The 11,959-nt window shown below is 67.0% G+C and carries 16 protein-coding genes and 1 other RNA gene; 13 read left to right on the top strand and 4 right to left on the bottom strand.

What is annotated here, in order from left to right; all coding sequences use genetic code 11:
• Positions 1–99 precede the first annotated feature (99 nt).
• The 8 genes from ACVOLJ_RS09765 to ACVOLJ_RS09730 all read left to right on the top strand — a co-directional run bounded on the left by ACVOLJ_RS09765 (position 100) and on the right by ACVOLJ_RS09730 (position 4,207).
• Complete coding sequence (locus ACVOLJ_RS09765) at positions 100–321, top strand: TIGR02449 family protein (protein WP_079223080.1); 222 nt, start codon at positions 100–102, stop codon at positions 319–321.
• Entirely contained in the window at positions 318–614 is a 297-nt protein-coding gene (locus ACVOLJ_RS09760) for a cell division protein ZapA (RefSeq protein WP_475280222.1), read from the top strand. Before ACVOLJ_RS09765 ends, ACVOLJ_RS09760 begins: the two co-directional genes overlap by 4 nt.
• 97 nt (positions 615–711) lie before the next feature.
• Positions 712–897: non-coding RNA, 6S RNA (gene ssrS, locus ACVOLJ_RS09755), on the top strand.
• A gap of 83 nt (positions 898–980) precedes the next feature.
• Complete coding sequence (locus ACVOLJ_RS09750; RefSeq protein ID WP_481564041.1) at positions 981–1,574, top strand: 5-formyltetrahydrofolate cyclo-ligase; 594 nt, start codon at positions 981–983, stop codon at positions 1,572–1,574.
• Positions 1,571–2,050, top strand: a complete 480-nt coding sequence (locus tag ACVOLJ_RS09745; RefSeq protein ID WP_475280224.1) for an EVE domain-containing protein — start codon at positions 1,571–1,573, stop codon at positions 2,048–2,050. The genes ACVOLJ_RS09750 and ACVOLJ_RS09745 overlap by 4 nt, the downstream gene beginning before the upstream one ends.
• Before the next feature lie 22 nt (positions 2,051–2,072).
• Positions 2,073–2,720 carry a ribose-5-phosphate isomerase RpiA gene (gene rpiA, locus ACVOLJ_RS09740; protein ID WP_089236679.1) on the top strand — a complete coding sequence of 216 codons (648 nt, stop codon included), beginning with the start codon at positions 2,073–2,075 and terminating at the stop codon, positions 2,718–2,720.
• A gap of 21 nt (positions 2,721–2,741) precedes the next feature.
• On the top strand, positions 2,742–3,185 hold the full coding sequence (locus tag ACVOLJ_RS09735; protein ID WP_475280225.1) for a DUF192 domain-containing protein: 444 nt from the start codon (positions 2,742–2,744) through the stop codon (positions 3,183–3,185).
• Positions 3,186–3,361: 176 nt separating this feature from the next.
• Entirely contained in the window at positions 3,362–4,207 is an 846-nt protein-coding gene (locus ACVOLJ_RS09730) for a SirB1 family protein (protein WP_475280226.1), read from the top strand.
• A 40-nt stretch (positions 4,208–4,247) separates the two neighbouring features.
• Here ACVOLJ_RS09730 and ACVOLJ_RS09725 read toward each other — a convergent pair whose 3' ends face one another.
• The gene (locus ACVOLJ_RS09725) at positions 4,248–4,472 is read right to left on the bottom strand and encodes a rubredoxin (RefSeq protein WP_475280227.1); all 225 of its coding nucleotides are present in this window, start codon (positions 4,470–4,472) and stop codon (positions 4,248–4,250) included.
• Between the two features lie 34 nt (positions 4,473–4,506).
• On the opposite strand from ACVOLJ_RS09725, the gene thiE reads away from it, so the two are divergent.
• Together thiE and hemL are read left to right on the top strand one after the other, a co-directional pair.
• The gene (gene thiE / locus ACVOLJ_RS09720) at positions 4,507–5,133 is read left to right on the top strand and encodes a thiamine phosphate synthase (protein WP_475280228.1); all 627 of its coding nucleotides are present in this window, start codon (positions 4,507–4,509) and stop codon (positions 5,131–5,133) included.
• Positions 5,134–5,158: 25 nt separating this feature from the next.
• The gene (hemL, locus tag ACVOLJ_RS09715; protein ID WP_475280229.1) at positions 5,159–6,448 is read left to right on the top strand and encodes a glutamate-1-semialdehyde 2,1-aminomutase; all 1,290 of its coding nucleotides are present in this window, start codon (positions 5,159–5,161) and stop codon (positions 6,446–6,448) included.
• A 337-nt stretch (positions 6,449–6,785) separates the two neighbouring features.
• Here hemL and azu read toward each other — a convergent pair whose 3' ends face one another.
• A complete protein-coding gene (gene azu, locus ACVOLJ_RS09710) occupies positions 6,786–7,235 on the bottom strand; it encodes an azurin (RefSeq protein ID WP_475280230.1) in 450 nt (149 codons plus the stop codon).
• Positions 7,236–7,358: 123 nt separating this feature from the next.
• Between azu and ACVOLJ_RS09705 the strand changes: the two genes are divergently transcribed.
• Positions 7,359–7,961, top strand: coding sequence for an HAD-IA family hydrolase (locus ACVOLJ_RS09705; RefSeq protein WP_481564040.1), 603 nt, complete (start codon positions 7,359–7,361; stop codon positions 7,959–7,961).
• A 65-nt stretch (positions 7,962–8,026) separates the two neighbouring features.
• Here ACVOLJ_RS09705 and ACVOLJ_RS09700 read toward each other — a convergent pair whose 3' ends face one another.
• Positions 8,027–9,253, bottom strand: a complete 1,227-nt coding sequence (locus tag ACVOLJ_RS09700; protein ID WP_475280232.1) for an acetylornithine transaminase — start codon at positions 9,251–9,253, stop codon at positions 8,027–8,029.
• A gap of 67 nt (positions 9,254–9,320) precedes the next feature.
• On the opposite strand from ACVOLJ_RS09700, the gene ACVOLJ_RS09695 reads away from it, so the two are divergent.
• A complete protein-coding gene (locus tag ACVOLJ_RS09695; RefSeq protein WP_475280233.1) occupies positions 9,321–10,193 on the top strand; it encodes an ion transporter in 873 nt (290 codons plus the stop codon).
• A gap of 67 nt (positions 10,194–10,260) precedes the next feature.
• Here the strand turns inward: ACVOLJ_RS09695 and ACVOLJ_RS09690 are convergent, their stop codons facing one another.
• Positions 10,261–11,079, bottom strand: a complete 819-nt coding sequence (locus ACVOLJ_RS09690) for an SDR family oxidoreductase (protein ID WP_475280234.1) — start codon at positions 11,077–11,079, stop codon at positions 10,261–10,263.
• Positions 11,080–11,187: 108 nt separating this feature from the next.
• Between ACVOLJ_RS09690 and ACVOLJ_RS09685 the strand changes: the two genes are divergently transcribed.
• Positions 11,188–11,871 carry a hypothetical protein gene (locus ACVOLJ_RS09685; protein ID WP_475280235.1) on the top strand — a complete coding sequence of 228 codons (684 nt, stop codon included), beginning with the start codon at positions 11,188–11,190 and terminating at the stop codon, positions 11,869–11,871.
• Positions 11,872–11,959 lie beyond the last annotated feature (88 nt).

The following is an 11,959-nucleotide window of genomic DNA, read 5'->3' as shown; positions in this document are numbered from 1 at the left end:
CCCGGTAGTGTAGCAATCTGCCAGCCTCCCCTCAGCCGCCGCCGGGCCTTGCTGCGAGGGCGCTTGACCGCCCTGACCCCGCTTGCCTATCGTGCGGCTATGGAACCTGCCGATCCCCTTGCCCAGCTACAGGCCTTCGCTGCCCGTGTGGAGGCGTTGCTCGAACGCAACCAGCGCCTGGCCGAGGAGAACCGCAGCCTGCGCCACCAGCAGGAACAGCTGGTGGCCGAGCGCTCCACGCTGCTGGCCAAGAACGAGCAGGCGCGCTCGCGGGTGGAAGCGATGATCAGCCGGCTCAAATCCCTGGAGCAGCACACATGAGCGCCGAACCGGTCAGTGTCCGCATCCTCGACCGTGAATACACGGTCGGCGTCGGCGGCGATGAACGCGACAGCCTGATGGCCGCCGCAAGGCTGCTGGATGCGCGCATGCGCGAGATCCGCGGCAGCAACCGCATGGCTGCAGTCGACCGGATCGCGGTACTGGCGGCCCTGAACCTGGCGCACGAACTGCAGCAGCTGCGCGACGAGAACGCCCGCCAGGCCATCGCCCTGCAGCAGAGTCTGGCCGACCTGAACCGGCGCCTGGACCGCGCGATCGACAGCAGCACCTGAGCATCGTGCATATTGCTTCTTCCCATAGCTGAATTGGCACGCACTGTTGCCGACGAACGGCCTATCCAGATCCTGCAGCCTGGCTATAATGGCGACGCGTTCTCTGCGGTACTCGACGGCATGTGCAAACATTCGCCTTGTCCCTTAAGAACGACACCGGGAGCGCGACAGCGCCGGGAGTGCAGGTCCGCCTTGTAGCGGGAAGCCCGATGGTTCTCCAACGTTCCCACTTGAGCCCCCGGGTTCAAGGTCGTTTCGCATGCATCGACATTGCGGAGAATGCAATATTCCAGCAAGGGCGGCGTCTTCGGGCGTCGCCCTTGTTCTTTCCGGCACAATGACGGCTGACTTTTGCCGCACGCTGCCATGACCGACCCGCGCCAGGCCCTGCGCCACGACCTGCGGCAACGCCGCCGCGACCTCCCTGCTGCTACCCGCATCGCCGCTGCCGAGGCGTTGGCCGACGCCCTGCTGGCGCTGCCGTTCGCCCCGCGCGAAGGTGCCGTGGCCGGCTACTGGGCGCTGGATGGCGAGATCGCCCTGCACCGGTGGCAGCTGCAGCTGCCCGACGCATTGACCTACTGCCTGCCGGTACTGGCCGGCGATACGCTGCGCTTCGCGCCCTGGCGCCCCGGGCAAGCGTTGACCGGCAATCGTTTCGGCATTCCCGAACCGGACGTGGCCCTGCAGGACACACTGGAACCGGCGCAGATGGCACTGGTGGTGACCCCGCTGGTGGGCTTCGACGCGCACTGCCGGAGGCTTGGCATGGGGGGCGGCTGGTATGATCGCAGCTTCGCCTTCCGCCATGATCGGCCGGCGCCACCCTGGCTGGTCGGCGCTGCGTTCTCGGTGCAGCAGGTCGAGTCCTTGCCGGTGGCGTCCTGGGACGTGCCGGTGGACGCGATCTGCACTGAAGCCGGCACCCTGCTCCCTTCCGCTGCCCCCGTGAACGCATGACCGCCCGCAAGCGCTACTGGCTGATGAAATCCGAACCGGATGCCTTTTCCATCGATGACCTGGCCAAGGTCAAGGTCGAACCCTGGAATGGGGTGCGCAATTACCAGGCGCGCAACTTCATGCGCGACGGCATGCAGCTCGGCGACGGCATCCTGTTCTATCACTCCAACACCAAGGTGCCTGGCATCGTAGGCGTGGCCACCGTGGCCAGCGCCGCGTACCCGGATGACACCCAGTTCGACCCGAAGTCCGATTACCACGACCCCAAGAGCACGCGCGAAAATCCGCGCTGGATGCTGGTGGACGTGGCCTTCGAGCGCAAGCTGAAGCAGGTGATCGCGCTGGACGAGATCAAGCTGCACGCCGACGAGCTCGGCGAAGGCTTCCCGCTGGTTGCCAAGGGCAACCGCCTGTCGGTGTTCCCGGTGACGGCCGCGCAGTGGAAGCTGCTGCTGTCGCTGGAAAAGAAATCCTGAATCCCTGCCTGAGAATTTTCCCATGTCCGAAGCCAAGCGCCTGGCCGCCGAGAAAGCCATCGAGTACGTCGAAGACGGCATGATCGTCGGTGTCGGCACCGGTTCCACCGTTGCCTATTTCATCGATGCGCTGGCCCGCATCCAGCACCGCATCAAGGGTGCGGTCTCCAGCTCCGAGCAGAGCACCGCGCGCCTGAAGCAGCACGGCATCGAAGTGATCGAGCTGAACCATACCGGCACCCTGTCGCTGTATGTGGACGGCGCCGATGAATGCGACGGCAACAAGTGCCTGATCAAGGGCGGCGGCGCTGCGCTTACCCGCGAGAAGATCATCGCCGAGGCCAGCGAGCGCTTCGTCTGCATCGTCGACCCGAGCAAGCAGGTACCGGTGCTGGGCAGGTTCCCGCTGCCGGTGGAAGTGATCCCGATGGCACGCAGCCTGGTTGCCCGCCAGATCCGCGACATGACCGGCGGCCAGCCGACCTGGCGCGAGGGCGTGGTGACCGACAACGGCAACCAGATCCTGGACATCCACAACCTGCAGATCACCGATCCGGAAAAGCTCGAGCGCGAGCTCAACCAGCTGCCGGGCGTGGTCTGCGTCGGCCTGTTCGCGCGGCGCCGCGCCGACGTGGTGATCGTCGGTGGCGAACCGCCGATCGTGCTCTGACCCCTGCCAAGGAAGCCGACCATGTCTCTGCTGCGCTCGCTGTTGATGCTCCCGTTGCTGGCCCTGGCCGGCTGCGCCACCGATACCGCCCGTCACTGGGTGGAACTGGATGGCGCCCGCTACCAGGTCGAGCTGGCCACCAATGATGAAACCCGTGCGCGCGGGCTGATGTTCCGCGACCAGATGGCCGAGGACCGCGGCATGTTGTTCGTCCACGACCGCGAGGAAATGCAGGCGTACTGGATGAAGAACACCAAGATCGCGCTGGATATCCTGTACTTCGACAGCCAGCGCAGGCTGGTCAGCCAGCAGCGCGACGTGCCGCCGTGCTCGGCCGGCGACATGTGCCCGCCCTACCCCAGCGGCGGCCCGGCGCGTTACGTGCTGGAGCTCAACGCGGGCCAGGCCGAGAAGTTGAAGCTGAAGGACGGCACGCCGCTGACCTTCGGCCCCGGCATCGAGTAGCTCCACCCCATGCGTGGATGAGCACGCCCCCGCGGTAGTGCCGGCCGCTGGCCGGCAAGCCTGTCGGGGTCGGATCCCTTTCGCGCACGAAAGGGCCTGACCCCGTTTTTTCAGGGCGATGTCCTTTTCACGCGGCACCGCTTGAAACCGCCCACGATTGCCGCCAGTCTGTGGACATGCAGGACCGGATCTCACTCCCCGACTGGGATGCACTGGCCGACGTCGATGACGAGGCGCTGCCACTGCTGTCGACCGCGCTGCTGATCGCACGCGATGAATACCCTGACCTCCAGCCCGGTGTGTACGACGCCCTGGTGCAGAGCCATGTCGATCACCTGCGTTCGGAAGTGGACAGCATCGAGAACAGCCCCTTGAAGATGGCGGCGATCAATCGCCACCTGTTCGACGAACTGGGCTACAGCGGCGACCATCAGGAGTACTACGACCCGCGCAACAGCTACCTCAACCAGGTGTTCGAACGCCGCCTCGGCAATCCGATCTCGCTGGCGCTGGTGCAGATGGAGGTGGCGCGGCGGCTGGGCATCCCGCTGGACGGGGTGTCCTTCCCCGGCCATTTCCTGGTGCGGCTGCCGGTGGACGACGGCGTACTGGTCATGGACCCGTTCAATGGCGGCCGCCCGCTGGATGTGGACGAGCTGCGCGAACGCGCCAAGTCACATCTCGGTGGGCAGGCGCCTGATGACCAGGTGCTGGCACAGATCCTGGACCCGGCACCGACCCGGGCAATCCTGATCCGCATGCTGCGCAACCTGCATGGGGTCTATGCCGAGGCCAACGAGTGGGACCGCGCCGCACGCAGCGCCGACCGCCTGCTCAAGCTCGCCCCGGAGCAGGACGACGCACTGCGCGACCGTGGCCTGGCCTACCTGCAGCTGGACTACCTGGCCGGCGCCCGCCACGATCTGGGGCTCTATCTGAAGCGCAATGCCGATGCCAGCGACGCACAGTGGCTGCGCGAGAAGCTGATCGACCTGGGCGGACCGGCGCCGCGGCTGCATTGAGGTTCTCGGTATGCGGACCAACGGTCCGCACCCACCCTCCTCAGTCGATCTCGACCATCTCGAAATCGTCCTTGGTCACCCCGCAATCCGGGCAGGTCCAGGTCTCGGGAATGTCTTCCCAGCGCGTTCCCGGGGCAATGCCCTCTTCCGGCAGGCCGTCCGCTTCGCGGTACAGGAACCCGCAGACCACGCACATCCAGGTACGCAAGGTGGTGGGGGAGGCATCGCTCATCGGATAATCACGGCTGGATTCACGGGCCGCCATTGTCCCATTGCGGTCCACTCACCGGTAGCCATCGATGACCTCTGCTTTCCCCACGCCCCGCGGCGTCTACCTGATCACCCCGGACGAGCCCGATACCGCGCGCCTGCTGGCCCGGACCGCGCCGCTGCTGGCCGCCGGTGCCACCTGGCTGCAGTACCGCAACAAGACCGCCAACGGCGCGTTGCAGCGGGAACAGGCTGCAGCCCTACAGGCGCTGTGCGCCGAACATGGCGTGCCGCTGATCGTCAACGACGACCCGGCGCTGGCCAAGGCAGTCGGCGCCGCCGGCGTACATCTGGGTGGCACCGACGGCGATATTCCCAGCGCGCGTGCGCTGCTGGGTGCCGACGCCATCATCGGCGCCTCCTGCTACGACCAGCTGGCCAACGCCGGGCAGGCCGTGGCTGCCGGCGCCAGCTACGTGGCCTTCGGCGCCTTTTTCCCTACCACCACCAAGATCACCAACAGCCGCGCCCATGCCGACCTGCTGCGGCAAAGCGCCGCACTGGGCGTGCCGCGGGTGGCGATCGGCGGGCTGACCCCGGACAATGTCGGTCCCCTCATCGAGGCCGGCGCCGACCTGGTGGCCGTGGTCAGCGGCATCTATGCCGCGCCGGACCCGGTCGCCACGCAGCGCGCCTACCTCGCCCATTTCCGGTAAGCCCCGGTAGTTCTCCAGGAATCCCATGAACCACGACCAGTCCCACGCCCTGTTCTCCCGCGCCCAGGAACTGCTGCCCGGCGGTGTCAATTCGCCGGTGCGCGCGTTCAAGTCGGTGGGTGGCGAGCCTTTCTTCGTCGAGCGCGCCGACGGCGCCTACCTGTATGACGTCGATGGCAACCGCTACATCGACTACGTCGGTTCCTGGGGCCCGATGATCGTCGGCCACAACCACACCGCGGTGCGCCAGGCGGTGAAGAAGGCGATCGACAATGGCCTGTCCTTCGGCGCGCCGTGCGCGGCCGAAGTGACCATGGCCGAGACCATCACCCGCCTGGTGCCGTCGTGCGAGATGGTGCGCATGGTCAACTCCGGCACTGAAGCGACGCTGTCGGCGATCCGATTGGCGCGCGGTGCCACCGGCCGCAACCGCATCGTCAAGTTCGAAGGCTGCTACCACGGCCACGGTGACTCGTTCCTGGTGAAAGCCGGCAGCGGCATGCTGACCCTGGGCGTGCCGACCTCGCCGGGCGTGCCGGCCGGCCTGAGCGAGCTGACCCTGACCCTGCCCTACAACGATTTCGAAGCGGCCACCGCATTGTTCGAAGAACAGGGCAGTGAGATTGCCGGCCTGATCATCGAGCCGGTGGTGGGCAACGCCAACTGCATCCCGCCGCGCGCGGGTTACCTGCAGCACCTGCGTGAGCTGTGCACCCGGTACGGCACGCTGCTGATCTTCGACGAAGTGATGACCGGCTTCCGCGTCGCCCTCGGCGGTGCGCAGGCGCACTACGGCATCACCCCGGACCTGACCACCTTCGGCAAGATCATCGGCGGCGGCATGCCGGTGGGCGCCTATGGCGGCCGCCGCGAACTGATGCAGCAGATCGCACCGGCCGGCCCGATCTACCAGGCCGGCACCCTGAGCGGCAATCCGGTGGCGATGGCCGCTGGCCTGGCGATGCTGGAACTGATCCAGCAGCCGGGTTTCCACGACGAGCTGAGCGCGCGTGCGGCGCGCCTGTGCGCGGGGCTGGAAGCCGCCGCCGCCGAGGCCGGCGTTGCGGTGACCACCACCCAGGTTGGTGCGATGTTCGGCCTGTTCTTCACCAGCGAGAAGGTGGAGACCTACGCACAGGCGACGGCCTGCGATATTCCGGCATTCAACCGCTTCTTCCACGCAATGCTGGAACAGGGCGTGTTCCTGGCACCGTCGGCGTACGAAGCCGGCTTCCTGTCCAGCGCGCACGACGACGCGGTGATCGAGGCCACGCTGGCCGCCGCGCGCGTGGCGTTCAAGGCCGCCAAGGGCTGAGGCCGGCGCTGGTAGGTGCCAACCCTGGTTGGCACCGCCATGTACCGCATCCACGCATGGCGTGGATCTACTGCATCCCGGATGGCGTTCAAGGCCGCCAAGGGCTGAGACCGGCGCTGCTAGGTGCCAACCCTGGTTGGCACCGCCATGTACCGCATCCACGCATGGCGTGGATCTACTGCATCCCGGATGGCGTTCAAGGCCGCCAAGGGCTGAGGCCGGCGCTGCTAGGTGCCAACCCTGGTTGGCACCGCCATGTACCGCATCCACGCATGGCGTGGATCTACTGCATCCCGGATTCGGAACTGGCGCCACGCCATGCGTGGCTGCCGGGCACTCAACCGAAGACGAACTTGCCCTTCATCATCGCAAAATGTCCCGGGAACGAGCAGAAGAAGGTGTAGTCGCCACCTTTCTGCATGCCCTTGGTCGAGAAACGCACGCGGGTGCTTTCGCCACCGCCAATCACCTTGGTGTGGGCCAGCACGCGCTTGTCTGCCTTGGGCAGGTAGCTGTCGGCCGGGGTCATGCGCATGCCGGCCAGCGCCACCGGCTGATAGTCGGCGGTGCGGGTCAGCACCCAGTTGTGGCCCATCGCGGTGGCCGCCAGCTTGCCGGTGTGGCGCAGGGTCAGGTCGACGTCCGTGCAGTCGGCGGCCACCTTGATCTCGCGGCTGCTGAAGCTCATCTGGTCGGTGCTGTCGATGCTCACCGCACAGACGCGCGCCATCGCTGACGGCGCCAGCATCAGCGCACCGAGTCCCACTGCCACCATCCAAGCCTTCATCATCGCGTCTCCTGCAGGTTCGATGCTCATTCTAGGCAGCCCCCTGCCTGCCCGTCTGCGACCGTGTGTCGCAGTGCAGGTCCAGGGTTTCCGGCACAGGCTGGGCAATGGCATGCTCGCCCGATGCCGATCGACCTGCTCCTGCTGGATGTGGATGGCGTGCTGGTGCAGTACCAGCGCGCGCAGCGTGTGCTGCATCTGGCGCAGGCACTGTCTGTGCCTGCCGAACGCGTGCAGGCCGCGCTGTACGACAGCGGCCTGGAAAGCGCGCACGACAGTGGCGCCGTAGATGGCCCCACCTATCTGGCACGTCTGGGTGCACAGCTTGGAACGACGGTAGCGCTGGAGACCTGGATCGCCGCACGGCATGCCGCCAGTCACCCGCAGCCGGCGGTGCTGCAGCGGCTGCAGGCGCTGCAGGTGCCGATGGCGGTGCTGACCAACAACGGCCCCTTGATGGTGCAGGCGCTGCCCTCGCTGTTGCCGCCGCTGTTCCCGCGGTTGCAAGGCCGGGTGTTCTGCAGCGCCGATTTCGGAGCACGCAAGCCAGCACCGGAGGTCTTCCTGCGCACGCTGGACGCGCTGGATGTGGCTCCGGCCCGCACGCTGTTCGTCGATGATCTGTTCACCAACGTGCGGGGTGCACGCGGCGCGGGCCTGCACGCCGAAACGGTGCGCGATGGGCGTGGGCTGGGCAAGGTGCTGAAACGCTACGCGGTGCGGTAACGCCGGGCCATGCCCGGCGCTCCCTGTCCTGCCTCGCTCGCCGGGTGTGGCCCGGCGCCACCGGATCAGCGTGCGGCGACGAACGCGGCGATCGCCGCGCGCAGGCGCTTCAGGCCTTCGGCCACTTCCTCGTCGGTGATGTTCAACGACGGCACGAAGCGCAGCACGTCCGGCCCGGCCTGCAGGGTCAACAGCCCCTGTTCGGCGGCATGATCGAGGATCACACCGGCCTGGCCGGCGAAGTCCTTGCTCAGTACCGCGCCCAGCATCAGGCCGCGGCCACGCACATCACTGAACACGCCGAACTCTTCATTGATGCGGGCAAAACCATCGCGCAGCGCCTTCGACTGGCGGCTGACGTTGCTGGCGATCTCCGCCGAGGCCAGCTTGCGCAGGGCCACGCGGGCCACGGCGGCAGCCAGCGGGTTGCCACCGAAGGTGGTGCCGTGGGCGCCGAACTGCATGGTCTCGGCCACCTTCGGGCCGGCCAGCATCGCGCCGATCGGGAAGCCGCCCCCCAGTGCCTTGGCCAGGGTCACCATGTCCGGCACCACATCGTCCTGCCAGTGCGCGAACAGGGTGCCGGTGCGGCCCATGCCGGCCTGGATTTCGTCCAGCACCAGCAGTGCATTGTGCTGGTCGCACAGTTCCCGCACGCGCTTGAGGAAGCCGGACTTGGCCGGCATCACCCCGCCTTCGCCCTGGATCGGCTCCAGCATCACCGCCGCCACGTCGCCCGCGGCCATTGCGGTTTCCAGCTGCACCTCATCGTTGAAATCGATGTAGCGGAAGCCGCCGGGAAGCGGCTCGTAACCTTCCTGGTACTTCGGCTGCGCCGTCGCGGTGACCGCGCCCATGGTGCGGCCGTGGAAGCTGCCACGGAAGGTGATGATGACGCGTTTGTCAGCCGGGCGGCCCTGGCTGGACGCCCACTTGCGCACCATCTTGATCGCCACTTCATTGGCTTCGGCGCCGGAGTTGCACAGGAACACGCGCTCGGCGAAGCGGCTGGACTTCACCAGTTCTTCGGCCAGGTGCAGCGGCGGTGCGCTGTAGAACACGTTGCTGGTATGCCACAGTTTGCCGGCCTGCTCGACCAGCGCCGCCACCAGGTCCGGATCGTTGTGGCCCAGGCCGCAGACTGCGATGCCGGCGGCCAGATCGATGAACTCGCGGCCCTGGCTGTCCCATACGCGGGCACCCTGGCCTCGCTCCAGCACCACCTGACGGGGCTTGTACACCGGCAGGTAGTAGTGCGACAGGGAAATCAGCGGATCGGTGGCGGCGGTCATGGCGTTGGTCGGCGAAATTCAGGAAAGGTCCATTCTCGCGCCGGAACCCCTGCGGCACAATGTGCCCATGATCCCGTTCTCCGCCCCCCAGCTGAACCCCGCCACCGAGACCGGTTGGCGCCGCACCTGGTTCGACATCATCTACCGGCATGACACCCGGCCCTCGCGCAATTTCGACCTGATCCTGGTGGTGGCGATCATCGCCAGCATCTTCGTGGTGATGATCGACAGCGTGCAGCACCTGCATGCCGAATGGGCCGATGCGCTGTACGTGGTCGAATGGGGCTTCACCCTGCTGTTCACCGCCGAGTACCTGTTGCGGCTGGCGGTGGTGAAACGGCCCCTGCGCTACGCGGTCAGCATCTGGGGAATCATCGACCTGCTGTCGATCCTGCCGGCCTACCTGTCGATGTTCATTCCCGGTGCGCAGAGCCTGCTGGTGGTGCGCGCGCTGCGCATCCTGCGCGTTTTCCGCATCCTCAAGCTGACCCGCTACATCGAGGAAAGCGGCATCCTGATGCAGTCGCTGTGGCGGAGCCGGCGCAAGGTGCTGCTGTTCCTGTTCACGGTCATCACCATCACCATCATCGCCGGCACCCTGATGTACGTCATCGAAGGCCCGGCACATGGTTTCAGCAACATCCCGGCCAGCATGTACTGGGCGGTGGTGACCATGGCCACGGTCGGCTTCGGTGACATCGTGCCGCAGACCGTGCTCGGCCGCTTCGTCACCTCGGTGCTGATCCTGATCGGCTACAGCATCATCGCCGTGCCCACCGGCATCTATACCGCTGAACTGGCCAACAGCATGCGCGAAGCCGAGCAGGCCGCGCGCCGCGACGCCCGCGGCTGCCCGCACTGCGGACTGGAAGGCCACGAGCCCGACGCCCGCCACTGCCGGAAGTGCGGCGGCGAGCTGCCGGATTCGTTCAATTCCTGACAGCGTCCGCCGGGCATGGCCCGGCGCTACCCAGGGTAGATCCACGCCAGGCGTGGATGCGCATGCCTCAATCCAGGAACAGGTCGGGCAGCAACGGCCGCGACGGATCCACCGCATAGCCCGAAAGATCGGTGATGCCGGCCTGCGCCAGCACTTCATCGTCGATCAGGAACTGGCCGTGGAATCCGGCCGCTTCGCGTACCAGCACCGCATGCGCAGCGTCGGCCATGATCTGCGGCGTACGGCAACCTGCCGCGTCCACGCCGGGAATCATGTTGATCGCATCGGTGGCGATCACCGTGCGCGGCCACAACGCGTTGACGGCCACGCCCTGCGGGCCGAACTCGGCGGCCAGGCCCAGGGTGACAAAGCTCATTCCCATCTTGGCCAGCGTGTAGCCGGTGTGCGCGCCCCACCACTTCGGCTCCAGGCTGGGCGGCGGGGCCAGCGTGAGGATGTGCGGGTTCGGTGCCTGCAGCAGGTACGGCAGGCAGGCCTGCGCGCACAGGAAGCTGCCGCGGGAATTGACCTGTTGCATCAGGTCAAAGCGCTTCATCGGCGTATCCAGCGTTCCGCGCAGCCAGATCGCGCTGGCGTTGTTGACCAGGATGTCGATGCCGCCGAAGGTGTCCACGGTAGCGGCAACGGCCGCCTGCACCTGGTCTTCCTCGCGGATGTCGCACTTCAGCGCCAGACCCTGGCCGCCCGCTGCGGTCACCGCGTCAGCCGCACTGTGGATGGTGCCCGGCAGCTTGGGATTGGGCACCGACGACTTGGCGGCGATGGCGACGTTGGCGCCATCACGCGCGGCACGCAGCGCGATGGCCAGGCCGATGCCGCGCGAGGCACCGCTGATGAAAAGGGTTTTGCCCTGCAGACTGCCCACGTTCCACACTCCAGCGTATGCAATGAGCCGCTAGTATGCCGCGCCGACACGGAGTTCACCGCACGTTGACGATACTCGGGCCTTCAGCCACTGCACGAGGTCCACGCCATGCGCCGTTCCCGTCTGCTGTTGCCTGTCCTGGGCCTTGCCCTGTTGACTGCCTGCCAGGGCCGTTCGCCCGAGCCCGGCAGCGCACCCGGCAAGGACGACGCTGCCAACGTGGACAAGGCGGCCAGTGATGGAAAACTGCGCTGGAGCGAGAACGTGGTCTGGGATGGCGATCTCAATGCATGCCGCCAGGGCGACAGCGCGGCCACCCGCGAGTGCCTGCGTGATGCGATGCGGGCCGGTGGTGCCAATGCCGATGCGATCACCGCGGCCGAGCAGCTTTCCACCGGTGGCGAACTGGCGTATGTGACCGCCTGGCATGAACACGATGGTCTTGGCGTGGCCACGGTCGAATATCCGTTCCGTGCCAACACCAACGAAGGCACTCGACTGGTCGACGCCGGCGGCAAGCGCATCGACGTTGATGCGGTGCAGCTGGACGACACGCTGCGTGCGGACCCCGCGGTGCAGGAGGTACTGAAGGCACATCCGCAGGCAACGCCATTCGCACCGGCCCAGGCTGAAGGTACTGCGCCGCTGGAGGGCGGTGGCATCCGCCTGCTGTACCGCACGCCGCTGCGCGACTGCCACGCCTGCCCGGATGTGGGCCAGTTGCAGATCGGCTACGACTTCGATGGCAAGCGCAATTTCATCGGCCAGCAGGTCGTGCCGGCGACGCCGTAAGCGGGTAGCGGCCGCGGAGGGGCCGCGCGGGCGGGAGGGCCCGGGGATGGACGTAAACCAGGTCGGCCCGCGCCGACACCAGTACCCC

The sequence above is a fragment of the Stenotrophomonas sp. STEN046 genome, from assembly GCF_056759755.1.
The sequence above is the reverse complement of the archived record's forward strand: the minus strand, read 5'-3'. Positions and strand labels throughout refer to the sequence as shown.